Annotated in this window: 14 protein-coding genes; 2 read left to right on the forward strand and 12 right to left on the reverse strand. The window is 74.1% G+C overall.

Annotated elements, in window-relative coordinates:
* Positions 1-625: 625 nt before the first annotated feature.
* The 4 genes from AB0D46_RS08475 to AB0D46_RS08490 form a co-directional block, all read right to left on the reverse strand.
* Positions 626-2,407 carry an ABC transporter ATP-binding protein gene (locus AB0D46_RS08475; protein WP_362876526.1) on the reverse strand — a complete coding sequence of 594 codons (1,782 nt, stop codon included), beginning with the start codon at positions 2,405-2,407 and terminating at the stop codon, positions 626-628.
* The gene (locus tag AB0D46_RS08480) at positions 2,404-4,320 is read right to left on the reverse strand and encodes an ABC transporter ATP-binding protein (protein ID WP_362876527.1); all 1,917 of its coding nucleotides are present in this window, start codon (positions 4,318-4,320) and stop codon (positions 2,404-2,406) included. Before AB0D46_RS08480 ends, AB0D46_RS08475 begins: the two co-directional genes overlap by 4 nt.
* Positions 4,321-4,484: 164 nt before the next feature.
* Positions 4,485-7,421, reverse strand: coding sequence for an FAD-binding and (Fe-S)-binding domain-containing protein (locus AB0D46_RS08485; RefSeq protein ID WP_362876528.1), 2,937 nt, complete (start codon positions 7,419-7,421; stop codon positions 4,485-4,487).
* 63 nt (positions 7,422-7,484) lie between these two features.
* Positions 7,485-7,946 (reverse strand): MarR family transcriptional regulator, encoded by a 462-nt coding sequence (locus AB0D46_RS08490; RefSeq protein ID WP_362876529.1) that lies wholly within the window; start codon positions 7,944-7,946, stop codon positions 7,485-7,487.
* Positions 7,947-8,031: 85 nt separating this feature from the next.
* On the opposite strand from AB0D46_RS08490, the gene AB0D46_RS08495 reads away from it, so the two are divergent.
* Positions 8,032-9,933 (forward strand): ABC transporter ATP-binding protein, encoded by a 1,902-nt coding sequence (locus AB0D46_RS08495; RefSeq protein ID WP_362876530.1) that lies wholly within the window; start codon positions 8,032-8,034, stop codon positions 9,931-9,933.
* 63 nt (positions 9,934-9,996) lie between these two features.
* Entirely contained in the window at positions 9,997-10,902 is a 906-nt protein-coding gene (mltG, locus tag AB0D46_RS08500) for an endolytic transglycosylase MltG (RefSeq protein ID WP_362876531.1), read from the forward strand.
* A gap of 23 nt (positions 10,903-10,925) precedes the next feature.
* Here the strand turns inward: mltG and AB0D46_RS08505 are convergent, their stop codons facing one another.
* From AB0D46_RS08505 to AB0D46_RS08540, 8 genes are all read right to left on the reverse strand, one after another.
* Positions 10,926-12,023 carry an NAD(P)-binding domain-containing protein gene (locus tag AB0D46_RS08505; RefSeq protein ID WP_362876532.1) on the reverse strand — a complete coding sequence of 366 codons (1,098 nt, stop codon included), beginning with the start codon at positions 12,021-12,023 and terminating at the stop codon, positions 10,926-10,928.
* 162 nt (positions 12,024-12,185) lie between these two features.
* Positions 12,186-12,671 carry a hypothetical protein gene (locus AB0D46_RS08510; protein ID WP_362876533.1) on the reverse strand — a complete coding sequence of 162 codons (486 nt, stop codon included), beginning with the start codon at positions 12,669-12,671 and terminating at the stop codon, positions 12,186-12,188.
* A gap of 7 nt (positions 12,672-12,678) precedes the next feature.
* A complete protein-coding gene (locus tag AB0D46_RS08515; RefSeq protein ID WP_362876534.1) occupies positions 12,679-12,936 on the reverse strand; it encodes a hypothetical protein in 258 nt (85 codons plus the stop codon).
* 186 nt (positions 12,937-13,122) lie between these two features.
* Entirely contained in the window at positions 13,123-13,812 is a 690-nt protein-coding gene (locus tag AB0D46_RS08520; protein ID WP_362876535.1) for an HAD-IA family hydrolase, read from the reverse strand.
* A 46-nt stretch (positions 13,813-13,858) separates the two neighbouring features.
* Positions 13,859-14,338: an Lrp/AsnC family transcriptional regulator gene (locus AB0D46_RS08525; RefSeq protein ID WP_362876536.1), complete on the reverse strand. Its 480-nt coding sequence runs from the start codon at positions 14,336-14,338 to the stop codon at positions 13,859-13,861.
* Between the two features lie 34 nt (positions 14,339-14,372).
* Entirely contained in the window at positions 14,373-15,182 is an 810-nt protein-coding gene (locus tag AB0D46_RS08530; protein ID WP_362876537.1) for a DUF1295 domain-containing protein, read from the reverse strand.
* Positions 15,179-15,925: a DUF1365 domain-containing protein gene (locus tag AB0D46_RS08535; RefSeq protein WP_362876602.1), complete on the reverse strand. Its 747-nt coding sequence runs from the start codon at positions 15,923-15,925 to the stop codon at positions 15,179-15,181. Before AB0D46_RS08535 ends, AB0D46_RS08530 begins: the two co-directional genes overlap by 4 nt.
* 8 nt (positions 15,926-15,933) lie before the next feature.
* On the reverse strand, positions 15,934-17,217 hold the full coding sequence (locus AB0D46_RS08540) for an FAD-dependent oxidoreductase (RefSeq protein WP_362876538.1): 1,284 nt from the start codon (positions 17,215-17,217) through the stop codon (positions 15,934-15,936).
* Positions 17,218-17,382: the final 165 nt, after the last annotated feature.

Consider the following 17,382-nt stretch of genomic DNA (forward strand, 5'->3'; position numbering starts at 1 on the left):
GCCGGCCGCAGGGCCTTCGCCCACCGGGTGGGCGCCCGGGCGGTCGGACTGCTCCCGGGCAGGGGGACATCAGCCCCCGGACGGGGGTCTCGGTCGGTCTCTCGCCACCACCTACGACCCGCCCGCGGACACGGTCGTCCGGGCCCAGTACTGGACCGGCAGCGGCCCGATGCGGCCCTCCGCGGGCTGAGCGCCACGGGCCACACCGCCGCGTACGCCGTCGGCGACGACGACCGGGTCGGCGGGGTCGCGTGGGGCGCCGGGAACGTGGCCCGGCCCGTCGTGTGGACCTGCGCGGGTCGGCAGGCGTACGAACCAGTGGCGGCGGCCCTACCGGCCGCCCGCAGGCGACGACGGCCGGCTCGCTCGTCCTTGCCGGGTCGTGCCGGTCGGCCCGCGTCGTTCGGTCCCGTGGATCCGGGGCGGGCGGCGCGGTACTGAACGACGCGGGCCGGACAGGATCCGGAAGGGACGGCCCCGGCGCACGAGCTACCGCCCGGGCGTACGGAGGCGCCGGCCCCGCCGCCGGACATGACCAGCCGAACGGACGGAGTCGCCGACCACCTGGGACCACCGCGGCCCCCCACGGGCCGGTGACGCCGCCGCCCCAACCGGTCGGCCCCGGTCAGCCGTGCCAGGAGCGCCACAGGGCCGCGTACGCCCCGTCGGCCGCCACCAGCTCGTCGTGCGAGCCCAGTTCGCTGATGCGGCCCGCCTCGACCACCGCGATCACGTCCGCGTCGTGCGCGGTGTGCAGGCGGTGGGCGATCGCGATGACCGTACGGCCGTCCAGCACCCGGGCCAGCGACCGCTCCAGGTGCCGGGCCGCACGCGGGTCCAGCAGCGAGGTCGCCTCGTCCAGCACCAACGTGTGCGGGTCGGCCAGCACCAGCCGGGCCAGCGCGACCTGCTGCGCCTGCGCCGGGGTCAGCGCGCTGCCGCCCGAGCCGACCTCGGTGTCCAGCCCGGACTCCAGGGACCGGGCCCATCCGTCCGCGTCCACCGCGCCCAGCGCCGCCCACAGTTCGGAGTCGTCCGCGCCCGACCGGGCCAGACGCAGGTTGTCCCGCAGCGAGCCCACGAACACGTGGTGCTCCTGGTTGACCAGGGCCACGTGCTCGCGCACCCGTTCCGCCGGCATGCCCGACAGCCGGGCGCCGCCCAGGGTCACCTCGCCGGTCCGGGGCGCGTAGATGCCCGCCAGCAGCCGGCCCAGCGTCGACTTGCCCGCGCCCGAGGGCCCGACCAGCGCCATGCGGGTGCCCGGAGGCACGGCCATGGACACCCGGTGCAGGACGTCCACACCCTCCCGGTAGCCGAAGTGGACCTCGTCGGCCCGGACTTCGCGGCCCTGCGGGGAGAGCGCGCCGTCACCGGCCGCCGGCTCGATCTCGTGGACGCCCACCAGCCGGGCCAGCGACACCTGGGCGATCTGCAGTTCGTCGTACCAGCGCAGGATCAGGCCGATCGGGTCGACCATCATCTGCGCCAACAGGGCGCCGGTGGTCAGCTGCCCGACCGTCATCCAGCCCTGGAGGACGCAGTAGCCGCCGATCATCAGCACCGAGCCGAGGATCGTCACGTAGGTGACGTTGATGACGGGGAAGAGCACCGTCCGCAGGTACAGGGTGTACCGCTCCCAGGCCGTCCACTCCTTGATCCGCTGCTCCGACAGAGCGATCCGGCGCCGGCCCAGACGGTGTGCCTCGACGGTGCGCCCGGCGTCGACGGTCTCGGTGAGGACCGCCGCGACCGCCGCGTACCCGGCCGCCTCCGAGCGGTACGCCGACGGCGCCCGCTTGAAGTACCAGCGGCAGCCGATCACCAGCACCGGCAACGCCACCAGCGCTGCCAGGGCCAGCGGCGGCGCGGTCACGGCGAGTGCCCCGAAGAGCAGTCCGGCCCACACCACGCCGATGGCGAGCTGCGGCACGGCCTCGCGCATCGCGTTGGCCAACCGGTCGATGTCGGTGGTGATGCGGGACAGCAGGTCACCGGTGCCGGCCCGTTCCAGGACGCCCGGCGGCAGGCCGACCGAGCGCACCAGGAAGTCCTCGCGCAGGTCGGCCAGCATCTCCTCGCCGAGCATCGCCCCGCGCAGCCGCACCAGCCGGACGAAGCCGGTCTGGACGACCAGGGCCAGCGCGAACAGCAGCCCCACGCGCTCCAGTCGGAGGTCGCGCGCCCCCGCCGCGAGTTCGTCCACGACCCGGCCCAGCAGGTACGGGCCGACCATGGAGGCGATCACCGCGACGGCGTTGACGGTCACCAGGATCAGCAATGCCCCCCGGTGGCGGAGGAACAGGCCGCGCACATAGCCCCGCACGGTCGCCGACGAACCCACGGGCAGCGTCGCGGCCGTCTCGGGGGCCGCCGGATCGTACTCCGGAGGCGCTACGCCGATCATGCGGATTCCTCGATCTCTGTGAGTTCCTCTTCCAGCCGGTCCATCCCGGTTCCGGACGGGTCGGGGCGGCCGACCCGGTCGGGGCGGCCGACCCGGTCGGGTCGGTCCGGTTCGCGGGTGACGACGGCCCGGTAGCGCGGTTCGTCCCGCAGCAGTTCGCGGTGCGTGCCCGGGGGCAGGGCCCGGCCCTCATGGACGAGCACCACCCGGTCGGCCCGGTCCAGGAGCAGCGGCGAGGACGCCAGCACCACCGTGGTCCGGCCCGTGCGCAGGGCCCTGATCCCGTCGGCGATCCGCGCCTCGGTGTGCGAGTCGACGGCCGAGGTCGGCTCGTCCAGCACCAACACCTCCGGGTCGGTGACCAGCGACCTGGCCAGCGCGAGGCGTTGGCACTGCCCGCCCGAGAGGGACCGCCCGCGTTCGGTGATCCGCGCGTCCATCGGGTCGGTGACCCCGTCGGGCGCCGACTGCAACAGGGCCTCCAGGACGTCGGCGCACTGGGCCGCCGCCAGCGCCGCCGCGGGCTCCACGCCGCCCGAGGCCGGTACGTCGAACAGTTCGCGCAGCGTCCCGGACAGCAGCACCGGATCCTTGTCCTGTACGAGGACCAGCGTGCGCGCCGTGTCCAGCGCGAGGTCGTCCAGCGCGACCCCGCCGAGCAGCACCGACGGCTCCTCGGCCGTACCGCCGCCGGTCGGTACGGGTTGCCCGCCGAGGCGCTCGGCGAGCCGGCCCGCCACGTCCGGGTCCCCGCACACGACGGCCGTGAGCCGGCCCGCCGGAACCAACAGTCCGGTTTCGGGGTCGTACAGGTCCCCGCCCGGCGCGGGCGCGTCCGGAACAACGGGATCCCGGCCGATGCCGATGCCGATGCCGCTTCCCGTGCCCGGCTCCGCCGCGCCTTCCGCCTCGGCGTCCGTACGCGTCAGCGACAGCACCCGGGCCGCCCGCTGGGCGGAGGGGCGCGAGAAGGAGTAGGCCATGGCGATCTCCTCCACGTTCCTGAGCGGGTACAGCATCAGGGACACCGCGCTGAACACGGCGACGAGTTCGCCGATGTCCAGCCGACCGGCGAGCACGAGTGAGGAGCCGTACCAGACCACCGTGATCAGCAGCAGACCCGGCAGGAACACCTGGATGGCCGAGATCAGCGCCCACATCCGGGCGCTGCGCACGGCTGCGGACCGGACCTGCTGGGAGGCCTCGCGGTAGCGGCCGAGGAAGAGTTCCTCGCCGCCGATGCCCCGCAGCACCCGCAGGCCCGCGACGGTGTCGGAGGCGAGCTCGGTGGCCCGGCCGGCCTTCTCGCGCTGGAAGTCGGCGCGCCGGGTGGCCCGGGGGAGCAGCGGCAGTGAGGCGAGCGCCAGCACGGGCATGCCCACGGCCACGACCACGCCGAGCGCCGGCGCGTAGACGACGAGACCCACGCAGACGATCACGATGGCGAGGGCGGCCGCCAGGAACCGGGAGACGGCCTCCACGAACCAGCCGATCTTCTCCACGTCACCGGTGGAGACGGCGACCACCTCACCGGCCGCCACCCGTCGGGTCAGCGCCGCGCCGAGCTCGGCCGTCCGGCGGGCGAGCAGTTGCTGCACCCGCGCGGCGGCGGTGATCCAGTTGGTGACGGCCGTGCGGTGCAGCATCGCGTCGCCCACCGAGATGGCGATGCCGAGCAGCACGATCAGGGCGCCGACGAGCAGCAACCGCCGGCCGTCGCCCTTGACGACCGCCTCGACGCCGAAACCCACCGCGAACGGCAGGCCGGCGATGCCGCAGTGGTGCAGGAGGCCCCAGGCGAGGCTCTTGGCCTGTCCGCCGAGTTGCCCCCTGCCCAGCCACAGCAGGAAGCGGGGGCCGGAACGGGCGTCGGGTACCCCGGGGTCCGGATACGGAAGATCGCTGATCTGCATGACGCCCCATGACTGGTCGAGTGGTTCAAGCCACGCAAGGTTCGCCTTTCGGACCAGGCCCGGGCAATCGATTTTCCGGCCCGGACGGGGCTCCGGGAAGAGCCCTCCCGCTCCGGAGCGCGCACTCCGGCGCACCCGCGGGGCGCGTGTCACCCCTGTTCGACTCAGGGGCGGGAGGCACGTTCCAGTTCGAGCAGGACCGAGTGGTAGCTCCGTCCGGTGGCCCGGTCCATGCCCACCTCGCACATCCGGTTCGCCGACAGGTGCGCGTCGAAGGAACGCGCCGTCACCTCCCGGGCCTCCGAGGCCGTGGCGGAGGCGGTCAGCTCCGGATGGAGCATGCCGCGATCGCCCGCGAACGCGCAGCAGCCCGCGTCGTCCGGCACCACCACCTCCTCGGCGCAGGCCTCGGCGACCGCGCGCAGCTGCGCCTCGTCGTCGAGGTGCCGCATCGAGCAGGTGGGGTGCAGGACGGCCGAGCCCACGGTCCGGCGGACCTCCAGGCGCGGCAGCAGCTCCTCCGCCGCCCAGACGACCGAGTCGACGACCCGCAGGGCGGCGTGGAGTTCGCGGTTGTCATCCGTCAGGTACGGCACCACCTCGTGGGCGATGCCCAGCGTGCAGGAGGACGCGTCGACCACCAGCGGCAGCAGGCCCCCGGCCGTCCAGCCCCAGGCGGCCTCGACGATCCGGTTGGCCATCACCCGGTTGCCGGCCTCGTAGCCCTTGGAGTGCCAGATCGTCGCGCAGCAGGTGCCCGTGACGTCGTCCGGGATCCACACGGGCCTCCCGGCCCGCTCCGACACGGCCACCACGGCCTCGGACAGGGCCGGGCCGGGCCGCCCGTCCGGGCCGCCGAAGATCCGGTTGACGCAGGCCGGGTAGTACACGGCGGTCGCGGTGAGCCGGTCGGTCGCGGGCAGCCGGCGGGCGGCGGGCCCCGGGATCTGCGGCAGCCAGGCGGGCACCAGGTCCGGACGTACAACCTTGCGGGCGGTCGCCGTCACGGCGCCGAGCACCCGGTCCGAGACCGCGTCCGGGAGTGCGCCGGCGGCGGCCACGGCAAGGCGGGCGGCGGCCTCCACCGTACGGAACCGCCGGGCCGCCAGCGCCGCGACCCGCTCCTCGCGCGGGCTGTGCCGGCGGTGGCGGAAGTCCTTCATCAGCGCCCCGGTGTCGATGCCGACGGGGCAGGCGATCCGGCAGGTGGAGTCGCCGGCGCAGGTGTCGACGGCGTCGTAGCCGTAGGACCCGAGGAGCCCGTCGAGCACGGCGGACCCGGGTTCCTGGCGCACCATCTCGCGCCGCAGCGCGATCCGCTGGCGCGGCGTGGTCGTCAGGTCCTCGCTGGGGCAGGTCGGTTCGCAGAACCCGCACTCGATGCAGGGGTCGGCGACCGCCTCCACCCGCGGGATCGTCTTCAGGCCGCGCAGGTGGGCCCGGGGGTCCCGGTCGAGCAGCACGCGCGGGGCGAGGACACCGTCCGGGTCGACGATCCGCTTGGTGCGCCACATCAACGCGGTGGCCTCGGGACCCCACTCCAGCTCCAGGAAGGGGGCCATGTTGCGGCCGGTGGAGTGCTCGGCCTTCAGGGAGCCGTCGAACCGCTCCACGGTGAGCCGGCAGAACGCCTCCATGAAGGCCGCGTACCGGTCGACGTCGGCGGGTTCCGCGGCGTCGAAGGCGAGCAGGAAGTGCAGGTTGCCGTGCGCCGCGTGACCGGCGACGGCCGCGTCGAACCCGTGCTCCTCCTGTAGGGCCAGGAGCGCTTCGCAGGCCTCGGCGAGCCGGGACGGCGGCACGGCGAAGTCCTCGGTGATCAAGGTGGTGCCCGGGGGCCGGGCGCCCCCGACCGCGGTGACGAAGGCCTTGCGGGCCTTCCAGTAGCCGGAGATCGTCCTCGGGTCGCTGGTGAAGGCGTTCGTCACCGAGGGGACGGGCGCCACGAGTTCCAGCGCCGGCAGCACCGCGGCCGCGCGCCGTTCCAGGACGGCACGCTCCGCCGCGTCCGGAGCCCGGAACTCCACGAGCAGGGCGGCCGTTTCCTTGGGCAGCCGCGCCCAGTCGGCGGGCACCCCGGCGACGCTGACGGACGCGCGCAGCGTGTTGCCGTCCATCAGCTCGACGGCGAGGGCGCCGGCCGCGGTGAACAGCGGGACGGCGGCCGCCGCGGCGGGCAGCGAGGGGAAGAAGAGCAGGGCGCTCGTCAGCTCGCGGTCGAGCGGGACGGTGTCGAAGACGACCTCGGAGATGAAGCCGAGCGTGCCCTCGGAGCCGACCATCAGGCCGCGCAGGATCTCGACGGGCGTGGCGCCGTCCAGGTAGGCGTCCAGCCGGTACCCGGTGGTGTTCTTGATCTCGTACTTGGCGCGGATCCGGGCCACGAGCGCCGGATCGGTCTCGATCTCCGCCTTGATCGCCATCAGGCCGTGGCACAGGGCCGGTTCGGCGCGGGCCAGTTCCTCCTCCGCGAGCGGGTCGGCGGTGTCCACGACGGTGCCGCTCGGCAGGACCACGGTGAGGGAGGAGAGGGTGCGGTACGAGTTGCGGGTGGTCCCCGCCGTCATGCCCGAGGCGTTGTTCGCGACGACGCCGCCGACCGTGCAGGCGATGGCGCTGGCGGGGTCGGGCCCCAGGATCCGGCCGTGCCGGGCGAGCGCGGCGTTGGCCCGCAGGACGGTGGTGCCCGGTCCGATGCGGGCGCGGCGCCCGCCGTCGAGGACCTCCACGCCCGTCCAGTGGCGGCGTACGTCGACCAGGATGTCCTCGCCCTGGGCCTGCCCGTTGAGGGAGGTCCCGGCCGCCCGAAAGACCACGTCGCGCTGCTTGCCGTGGGCGTACGACAGGACGGCGGAGATGTCGTCGATGTCCTCGGCGACCACCACGACCTGCGGCACGAACCGGTACGGCGAGGCGTCGGTGGCGTAGCGGACCAGGTCGGAGACCTTCCACAGCACCTTTTCCGGGCCCAGTAGCCCGGTCAGCTCCGTGCGCAGGGCGTACGGGGTGCCGGCGGCCAGTCGGTCCGGCACCCGGTCGGGGGCGGGGGCGCCCGCGCCGTGCGGGCGCAGTGCGCCGGGCTTCGGTTCCCACAGCGGCATCTCGCGACCCCTCGTCCGTCTCGGCGGCGCCCGCGGACCACCGGCCCGGCGCCGGAGCCCGGATCAGCAGGGGCGCTCCGCCGGGACGTCCGCCAGCGCGTTCAGCAGCCCGCCGAGCACCTCGCGCTGTTCGGCGGTCAATGGAGCCAGGATCTCCTCTGCCGCGTCGGTTCGCGCGTTGCGCAGACGGCGCAGCGTGGCGCGGCCGGTTTCGGTGAGCTCGATCCGGATGACGCGGCGGTTCGCCGGGTCGGGCGCCCGGCGCACGCAGTCGGCCGCCTCCAGGGCGTCCACCAGGGTGGTGACGGCGCGCGGCACGACCTCCAGACGTGCGGCCAGATCGGCCATCCGGGGCGGTCGCTCGCCGCCGTGGTGGGCGACGAGGCGCAGCAGCCGGCCCTGGGCCGGGGTGATCCCGAGTGGTTCCATGTGGTGTTTCTGTATGCGGTGGAGCCGCCGCGTCAGACGCAGCAGCTGCTCGGCGAGGACGCCGCCCGTGGTATCGCTCTCGGAACCGGTGCTCATACTGGGAACAGTACCAGGACCGGATTCATTGTGAGCATAGGTAACAATGAGCTAAGCTCATCGGAGTCTCGTCAGAAGGAGGCCCATGCGCCCCGAAGAACCGAAGTGGACACCATCGAACGAAGCCCTCGACCCCACCCGCCCCGGTCCCGCCGAGCGGCCCCGCGAGCTGCGCCGGATCGTCGGCCTGTTCCGGCCCTACCGCGGCCGGCTCGCCGTCGTGGGCTCCCTGGTGGCCGCCTCCTCGCTGGTCGGCGTCGCCTCGCCGTTCCTGCTCAAGGAGATACTCGACGTCGCGATACCCGAGGGCCGCACCGGTCTGCTGAGCCTGCTCGCCCTCGGCATGATCCTGACCGCGGTCGTCACCAGCGTGTTCGGTGTGCTCCAGACGTACATCTCCACGACCGTCGGCCAGCGCGTGATGCACGACCTGCGCACCGCCGTCTACGCCCAGCTCCAGCGGATGCCGCTGGCCTTCTTCACCCGCACCCGCACCGGTGAGGTGCAGTCCCGCATCGCCAACGACATCGGCGGCATGCAGGCGACGGTGACCTCCACGGCGACCTCCCTGGTGTCGAACCTGACCGCGGTGATCGCCTCCGTCGTCGCGATGCTCGCGCTCGACTGGCGGCTCACCGTCGTGTCCCTGCTCCTGTTGCCGGTCTTCGTGTGGATCAGCCGCCGGGTCGGTCACGAACGCAAGCGGATCACGACGCAACGGCAGAAGCAGATGGCCGCGATGGCGGCCACCGTCACCGAGTCCCTCTCCGTGAGCGGGATCCTGCTCGGCCGCACCATGGGCCGCTCGGAGTCCCTCACCGCCGCCTTCTCCGAGGAGTCCGAGAAGCTGGTCGGGCTCGAAGTGCGCTCCAGCATGGCCGGGCGGTGGCGGATGTCCACGATCGGCATCGTCATGGCCGCCATGCCCGCCCTCATCTACTGGGCGGCCGGCATCGCCCTGCAGACGGGCGCCCCCTCGCTCTCCGTCGGCACCCTCGTCGCCTTCGTCACCCTCCAGCAGGGCCTGTTCCGGCCCGCTGTGAGCCTGCTGTCGACCGGCGTGCAGATCCAGACCTCCCTCGCCCTGTTCGCCCGCATCTTCGAGTACCTCGACCTGCCGGTGGACATCACCGAGAAGGCGGACCCGGTCCGGCTGGAGCGGGCGAGGGGCGAGGTCCGCCTGGAGGACGTGCACTTCGCGTACGAGGCCGAGAGCGGCCCGACGCTCACGGCGATCGACATCACGATCCCCGCGGGCGGCTCCCTCGCCGTCGTCGGCCCGACCGGCTCCGGCAAGAGCACCCTGAGCTACCTGGTGCCGCGGCTGTACGACGTCACCGGCGGCCGGATCGCCCTCGACGGGGTGGACGTGCGCGACCTCGACTTCGACTCGCTGGCCCGCTCCATCGGCGTGGTCTCCCAGGAGACCTACCTCTTCCACGCCTCCGTCGCCGACAACCTGCGCTTCGCCAAGCCGGACGCCACCGACGAGGAGATCGTCGAGGCGGCCCGCGCCGCCCAGATCCACGATCACATCGAGTCCCTGCCCGACGGGTACGAGACGCTCGTCGGCGAACGCGGCTACCGGTTCTCCGGAGGCGAGAAGCAGCGCCTGGCCATCGCCCGGACCATCCTGCGCGATCCGCCGGTGCTCATCCTCGACGAGGCCACCAGCGCCCTCGACACCCGTACGGAGCACGCCGTGCAGCAGGCCATCGAGCACCTCTCCCGCGGCCGCACCACCATCACCATCGCGCACCGCCTCTCCACCGTCAGGGACGCCGACCAGATCGTGGTCCTGGACGACGGCCGCATCGCCGAACGCGGAACGCACGAGGAACTGATCGGGGCCGACGGCCGCTACGCCGCGCTGGTCCGGCGGGACCGGGACGCGGCCCTCACCCCCGCCCTGGTCGCGATCGCGGAAGCGGGTCGGGCCGGTCGGGGTCCCGCCGAGGAGCAGGCGCCGACTCCGGTGAACGTGTGATCATCTGACCGGTGCTGGGGTGAAATGCCGGGAATGGCGCACTCGGGCGGTTAGCGTGCCCGCATGCGTCTTGAGTACCGGCAGCCACAGCGCCGCCCCCGGCTCACTCGCCGGGGCCGTCTCGCCTTCTTCCTCGGCACGCTGATCGCGCTGGGGGTCGCGGTCATGCTCCCGCTGTTCCCCCGGGGTCAGGCGCCCGAGAAGCCGCGTCAGTTGGTCATCCCCGAAGGATGGCGGGCCCCGCAGGTCTACACCGCGGTCGACCGCGGACTGGGACTCCCCGCCGGCTCCACGAAGGCGGCCGTCGCCACGGCCGGGCTGGGGCTGCCCCCGGAGGCCAAGGGCAACCCCGAGGGCTACCTGTTCCCGGCGACGTACCCGGTGACCTCGAAGACCGCCCCGGGCGAGCTCCTCGCGTACATGGTGCGGACGGCCAACCAGAAGCTCGCGACGAAGGCCGTCGCCGACGGCGGCAAGGCGCACGGCATGACCGCCTACCAGACGGCCACCCTCGCCAGCATCATCGAGGCGGAGGCCGACACCCCCGCCGACATGGGGAAGGTCGCGCGCGTGGTGCACAACCGGCTCGCGAAGTCGATGCCGCTCCAGATGGACTCCACCATCAACTACGCGCTGAACCGCACCACCGTGGACACCAAGCTCAGCGACACCCGCATCGACCACCCCTTCAACACCTACGAACGCCAGGGCCTGCCCCCCACCCCGATCGACAGCCCCGGCCTGCGGGCCATGGCGGCGGCGGTCGCGCCCACCCCGGGGGACTGGCTGTTCTTCGTCACGGTGAAGCCGGGGGACACCCGCTTCTCGGCGACCTACGAGGAGCACAGGAAGCACGTCGCGGACTTCAACCGGCTGCGGGCCGCGGCGGGCCCCCCGGCGGCCCGGCCCAGCACGACGCCGACCCCGACCGCCCGCGGCGCCTCGGCCCCGCCGACCCGCGGCAGCTGAGCCCGACCGCCGATCCCGGTCCGCTACCCGCCGGTCGCGGCCGGCGCCGGGGTGCGGGTCAGCAGCCGGCGGATCTCGCGGACGGCGGCGCCACCGGCGCGGTTGGCCCCGAGCGTGGAGGCGGAGGGGCCGTAGCCGACCAGGTGGATCCGTTCGTCGCGAGCCGCCCGCGTGCCCTCCAACCGGATGCCGCCGCCCGGCTCGCGCAGCCGCAGCGGCGCCAGGTGGTCGACGGCCGCCCGGAAGCCGGTGGCCCACAGGATCACGTCGGCGTCCACGCGCCGGCCGTCGCCCCAGGCGACGCCGGAGTCGGTGATCCGGTCGAACACCGGCAGCCGCTCCAGCACCCCGGAGGCCAGCCCGGCCCGTACGGCATCGGTCAGCGCCAGCCCGGTCACGCCGACCACGCTCTGCGGCGGCAGCCCCCGGCGGACCCGGTCCGCGACGCGCGCCACCGCCTCCCGGCCCTCGGCCTCGCCGAACGCCCCGTCCCGGAAGACGGGCGGCCGCCGCGTCACCCAGGTGGTCTCCGCCCCCGCGGCGGACATCTCCAGCAGGTGCTGCACCGCGGAGGTGCCCCCGCCGACGACCACCACCCGGGCCCCGGCGAACTCCTGCGGTCCCGGGTAGTTCGCGGTGTGCAACTGCCGCCCCCGGAACAGTTCCTGGCCGGCGTGGCGCGGCCAGAACGGCCGGTCCCAGGTGCCGGTGGCGTTGATCAGCGCCCGCGCCGACCACGTACCCGCCGAGGACTCCACCAGGAGCCGCCCCGACGCGCCCTCGCGCACCGCCGAGACGTCCACGGGGCGGCGTACGCGCAGGTCGAAGCGCTCCTCGTAGGCGGCGAAGTAGGCGCCGATCACCTCGGAGGAGGGCCGCAGCGGATCGGCGCCGGTCAGTTCCATGCCGGGCAGGGAGTGCATCCCGTGCACCGTGCCGTAGGTCAGCGACGGCCAGCGGAACTGCCAGGCCCCACCGGGTCGCGGCGCGTGGTCCAGCACCACGTGCCCGATGCCGGCCCGGGCCAGGTGGTAGGCGCCCGACAGGCCCGCCTGACCGGCGCCGACGACCACGACGTCCACCTCTGCCGGTGCCTGCGCGTACCCCGCCGTTTCGTTCACGGTTCTACCAACTCCGGGTGGACGCCGGATCTTCCCGCCGGTACGGGCCCGCGGCCGGAACGGACCGCGGGCGGGGCGGGGCACCCGGCCCGCCCCGCCCGCGGCGAGGGTGAACGTCCGACGGGCCGTCGGGAGGGACCGGCCGTCGGTGGCGGTGCGGGGTCAGGCGGAATCCCTGATCCAGGCCGCCAGTTGCTCCGGGGTGGTCGACGGGTCCGCCACCAGCGTGGCGAGCTCGTCCTCCCGGAAGGTGGCCGTGGTGACGGCCGGGCAGCGGTGGCACGCGTCCACGCCCGTCTGCTGCCACCACTGGCACCGGTTTCGAAGGTGGCACCGTGGGACCGTACGGGGGTCCGCGTCGGCCGCGGGCAGGGCCAGGACGCGCTCCACCAGCGCACAGTCGTCGCCCCGTCGGTTGACGCAGGCGGACACGCAGTGCGAGGCGAAGCGCAGGACCCGGGTCGGCTCGATCCCGTCCGGGAGGGTCGAGAGGACTTCCGGCGCCGGGACCGGATCGGCGAGGTACACCACCCGGCCGTCGGCCGCCGAACGGACGCCGAGGACGACGGACTCGGGAGCCCCGGCCTCGCCGCTCGGACACCAGGTCGGCGCGGTGGCCGAGGTCTGCTCGCTACCCACGGTGCTCACCGCCGCGTCAGCCTTCGACCGCGTCGTAGGACGCGAGCGCCTCACGGCCGACGGGGCCGCCGATGGTGCCCTGGAGCCCGAGGGCCTGCTCGTGCGCCACCGCCTGCGCGAGGTTCTCGTGCAGCTGCTCCACGGACGTGATCCGCGCGCTGCCGGACGAGGTGCCGCCGGCCGCGTTCGCCGCGCCGACCGCCGTGATCGCGATCCCCGCGGCCATCACGACCGCGGCGCCGCCGGCCGCCAGTTTGTTCTTCTTCATCTCCATCGAGCCCTTTCCTGGTCCGGGGCGGCGCGCTGTCCCGCCGCCGAGGCCCGAGACTAGGAGCGGATCTCGGTCCGGAGGGGCAGTTGCCGGGGCAGTTCCCCGCCGCCGGCCGGGCCCGCGGGGCGAGCCGGCACCCCGCCCGGACCGTCCTCACGCCGGCCGGCCCGCTTCAGGCGGTACGGGCCCTCACACCGCGTCGCGGTCGGCCGCGTGTGCGGTCAGCCAGGCGAGGGCCGCGTCCGCGTTGAACTCGGCCTGCCCGCCCGCGAAGAGCAGGAACGACGCCGCGAAGGCTGGGTCGGCGGCCATGTCCACCACGTACGGGACGGCCACGCAGGCCATGCCGGCCGCCCGGGCCGCCGCGGCGCCCGGCGCCGCGTCCTCGATCACCACGCAGTCGGCGGGCTCGACCCCGAGCCGACGGGCCGCCTCCAGGAACACGTCGGGGGCGGGCTTGCCGTGCGCGACCTCCTCCGCGGAGACCACCACCGTCAGTAGCGCGTCCAGCCCGGTGCCGACGAGGACGGCGTCGATGGCCTCGCGGGAGGAGCCCGAGGCGACGGCCATCGCCACGCCCCGCGCGTGCAGCCGCTCCACGAACCGGCGCATCTCGGGGAACACCTCGGTCCGGGTGCGGGCCAGCTCCAGATAGGCGGCGTTCTGCTCCGCGAGGAGCTGGTCGACGGGCGCCGGCAGGGCGTAGCGCTCCTTGAGGATCTCCAGCGTTTCCAGGGTGCCGATCCCGATGAAGCGGGAGTGCTGCTCCCACGTGAAATCGGGGACGCCGTGCCGCTCCAGGGTGAGCCGCCCGGATTCGTAGTAGTTCGGCTCGCTGTCCACGAGGGTGCCGTCGAGATCGAATATGACGGAAATCATCCGCTGTGCCCGTCCTGCCGGTCGTGTGCCTGTCCACGCCATCCTGTCAGGGTTTGCGTGCCGCTCTGCCCACGGCTTCGACCAGCGGCAGCATGCGGTGCGGCACCCGTTCGCGCAGCGCCACCTCCGTCCGGGTGCGGACCACGCCCGGGAGTCGGATCAGCCGCTGGATCACGTCCTCCAGGTGTGCGTTGTCCCGGGCCGCGACGCGGGTCAACAGGTCGCCGCCGCCCGTGATGGAGAAGGCCTCGATGATCTCCGGCACGGCGGCCAGGGCCTCGCCGACCTCGTCCAGGTGCCCCTGGGTCACCTCGATGTGCACGAAGGCCAGTACGGGGTGTCCGAGCGCGGCCGGGGAGAGCGCCGGACCGGTGCCGGTGATCACGCCGGTCCGCTCCAGCCGCTCCAGCCGGGCCTGGAGCGTTCCCCGGGCCACCCCGAGGATCCGGGCGTACTCCCGGACGCTGGTGCGCGGCTGCTCGATCAGCAGGCGCAGGATCCGGGTGTCGAGCTCGTCCACGGCCATGCCGCGACTGTACCAATGGCCCGGTTCCTCCGGATTATCGGCCGTCGGTCCGGGCCGGCGGCATGGGCAGGAAACCGCTGGTCCGGGCCACGTACTCGGCGTATCCCGGTCGCCCCTCCATGTGCCGCTCCAGCAGGCGTTTCCCGCTGCCGCCGATCAGCAGGTACGACATCATCAGCGGCGCGACGACGGACACGGCCGCCGCCTGTGTCGACCCGGCGGCCACCAGGAAGATGCCCCACCACACGCAGAAGTCACCGAAGTAGTTCGGATGCCGGGTCCACGCCCACAGACCGCGGTCCATGATCCTGCCCCGGTTGGCCGGATCGGCCCTGAAACGGGCCAGCTGATGGTCGCCGACCGCCTCGAAGGCGACACCGGTCGCCCACAGCGCCGTCCCCACGACGGCGAGGGCGAGCACGCGCCCGTCCGCGGCGCCGATCGCGTACGAGCCGGCCTGCACCGGCAGCGAGATCAGCCAGACCAGCGCCCCCTGGAGCAGGTAGACCTTGCGCAGCGCGTACAGGCTCCGGTTTCCCGGGGCCCGGGCCAACATCCGCTCGTACCGGGGGTCCTCGCCGTGCCCCCGGCCCCGCCACGCGATGTGCGCCGCCAGCCGCAGGCCCCAGACCACGGTGAGCACCGTCAGCAGCAACCCGCGCCCGACGCCACCGCCCGACATCCCGTACGTGACGAGCGCGACGGCCGCGAAGGCCGCGCCCCACGCCACGTCGACCCCCCGGTGCATCCTCTTGCGCACGCCCACCGCGAACGCGACGAGCATCACGGCGAGCGCCGCGCCCGCCGATACGGCCAGATTGACCCCGAAAGCGCCCCAGTTCATCGCGCTCCTCCCGCCCCGCCCAGCGACATCCCCGCCTGCGGGACGTGCGGGGGCCCGGGCCGTACGGCCGCCCCGCGCAGCAGCAGGCGGATCCCGTGGAAGCGGATGCCCACCGCGACGGCCGCCGTCGACCAGGGGTGACGCAGCACGGCGCGCAGCACGCCCCGCACACCCGCGGGCCGGCGGCTGCCGCGCACGGTCGCCGTCAGGCCCGCCCCGTCCCCGCCGCCCGCCAGCCGCACGCTCAGCGCGAGTTCCGCGCCCGGCTCGGGCAGCCGCATCCGGTAGTCGCCGTCCATCCCGAGGAAGGGGGAGACGTGGAACTCCTTGGGGACCGGGCCCGTCTCCCGCGCCGCCTCCGGACCCAGCAGGTAGCAGTGCCGGTCACCGTACGTGTTGTGCACCTCCGCGACCACGTGCAGGAGCGCGCCGTCCGGGGCGCGGCACCAGTACACCGACAGCGGGTTGAAGACGAAGCCGAGCACCCGGGCGTGCGCCAGCATCGACACCCGCGTCCCCGGCGGCAGCGCGATCCCGCGCGCGGCCAGGAAACGGTCCAGCCCCGCGCGGATGCTGGGATCCGAGCCGCCGAAGTGGTCGCGGGCGTCGAATCCGGCCAGCACGCGCACCGGCCACGGCAGCCGGGGCGGCTCCGCCAGGTCCACCAGCCACAGGTAGGTGCGGTGCCGCATCCCGTACGCCGGGCGGCCGGCCCGCACGTGCCGGATGTCCGCCTCGTACAGTGCGGCCCTCACCAGCCCACACCCAGCGCGGCCGCCGCCTCGACGCCCGAACGGCAACCGTCCTCGTGGAACCCCCACCCGTGGTACGCCCCGGCGAAGGCCGTCACCGGCCCCGACAGTCCGGGCAGCAGGCGCTGCGCCGCGACCGACTCCCGGGTGTAGACCGGGTGCTCGTAGACCATCTCTGCCAGTACCAGATCGGGCCGCACCCGCTCGTCGGCCCCCAGCGTGACCACGTACGGCTCCGGCGCGTCCAAGCCCTGGAGCCGGTTCATGTCGTAGCTCACCTGCACCGGTACCGTCTCGTCCGGCCGGCACGCCGACAGCCGGTAGTTCCAGCAGCCCCGGGCGCTCGCCGCGCGCGGCAGCACCGAGGCGTCGGTGTGCAGGACGGTCCGGTTGCGGGAGTAGCCGAAGGCGCCGAGCACCGCGCGTTCGGCGTCCGTCGGATCGGCCAGCATCCGCAGCGCCTGGTCGGCGTGGACGGCGATGACCACCGAGTCGTACGGGGTCCGCGTCCCGTCGGCGGTGACGACCAGCACCCCGTCCGGGGTCCGGGTCAGCTCCCGCACCGCGCTCGACACCCGGACGGCGCCCGCGCCCAGCTCCTCCCGCACCCGCTCCACGTACCGCGCCGAGCCGCCCTCGACCGTGCGCCAGCTCGGCGAGCCGCCGACCGACAACAGCCCGTGGTGGGCGAGGAAGCGGAACAGGTAGCGGGCCGGGTAGCGCAGCGCGGTGCCCGGGGGACAGGACCACACGGAGGCGACGAGCGGAATCGCGAAGTGGCCGGTGAAGTACGGGCCGAAGCCCCCCCGCTCCAGGAACTCGCCCAGGGTGGGCTCGCGTGGCCCCTCGGGCGCGGTCAGCAGCCGCCGGGCCTGCCGGTGGAACACCGGCACCTGCGCCAGCATCCGCAGGTGGGCGGGCCGCAGGGCACCCCCCGGCCGGGCGAACAGCCCGCGCGGGCCGCGGGCGCCCGCGTACTCCAGCCCGCAGCCCTCGCAGTGCACCGACAGGCTCATCGTCGTCGGCCGGGTGGCCACGCCCAGCTCGCGGAAGAGCCGCAGCAGGTGCGGGTACGTCCGGTCGTTGTGCACGATGAAACCCGAGTCCACGGACCGGATCAGCCCGTCGGGCCCCTTCACCTCGTGGGTGTGGGCGTGCCCGCCCAGCCGGTCGTCGGCCTCGTAGAGCGTCACCTCGTGGCTCCTGGCCAGTACGTACGCCGCCGTCAGCCCCGACACGCCCCCGCCGATCACGGCCGTGCGCGGTCGTCCTCGTTCGGTCATCCCGCTCCCTCCTTCGCCTTCGATCGGTACTTCGGAGCCGCAGGGGGCCCCGGATGTGTCCCGGGCGAAACGTCCCGGATGTTCCCGGCGCCGGGACCTCGCGGAGCCGGCCCCGACGCGCACCCGACCGGCCGACCCGTGCCGAGTCCCGCGCCGCGCATCCGG

Origin of the sequence: Streptomyces sp. NPDC048383 (genome assembly GCF_040651775.1) — a bacterium.
Lineage (GTDB): Bacteria > Actinomycetota > Actinomycetes > Streptomycetales > Streptomycetaceae > Streptomyces.

Coding starts and splice junctions, on each gene's coding strand:
- mltG (WP_362876531.1), top strand. CDS start 9,997: ATGCGTCTTGAGTACCGGCAGCCACAGCGCCGCCCCCGGCTCACTCGC.
- AB0D46_RS08515 (WP_362876534.1), bottom strand. CDS start 12,936: ATGGAGATGAAGAAGAACAAACTGGCGGCCGGCGGCGCCGCGGTCGTG.
- AB0D46_RS08495 (WP_362876530.1), top strand. CDS start 8,032: ATGCGCCCCGAAGAACCGAAGTGGACACCATCGAACGAAGCCCTCGAC.
- AB0D46_RS08540 (WP_362876538.1), bottom strand. CDS start 17,217: ATGACCGAACGAGGACGACCGCGCACGGCCGTGATCGGCGGGGGCGTG.
- AB0D46_RS08480 (WP_362876527.1), bottom strand. CDS start 4,320: ATGCAGATCAGCGATCTTCCGTATCCGGACCCCGGGGTACCCGACGCC.
- AB0D46_RS08475 (WP_362876526.1), bottom strand. CDS start 2,407: ATGATCGGCGTAGCGCCTCCGGAGTACGATCCGGCGGCCCCCGAGACG.
- AB0D46_RS08485 (WP_362876528.1), bottom strand. CDS start 7,421: ATGCCGCTGTGGGAACCGAAGCCCGGCGCACTGCGCCCGCACGGCGCG.
- AB0D46_RS08530 (WP_362876537.1), bottom strand. CDS start 15,182: ATGAACTGGGGCGCTTTCGGGGTCAATCTGGCCGTATCGGCGGGCGCG.
- AB0D46_RS08520 (WP_362876535.1), bottom strand. CDS start 13,812: ATGATTTCCGTCATATTCGATCTCGACGGCACCCTCGTGGACAGCGAG.
- AB0D46_RS08490 (WP_362876529.1), bottom strand. CDS start 7,946: ATGAGCACCGGTTCCGAGAGCGATACCACGGGCGGCGTCCTCGCCGAG.
- AB0D46_RS08525 (WP_362876536.1), bottom strand. CDS start 14,338: ATGGCCGTGGACGAGCTCGACACCCGGATCCTGCGCCTGCTGATCGAG.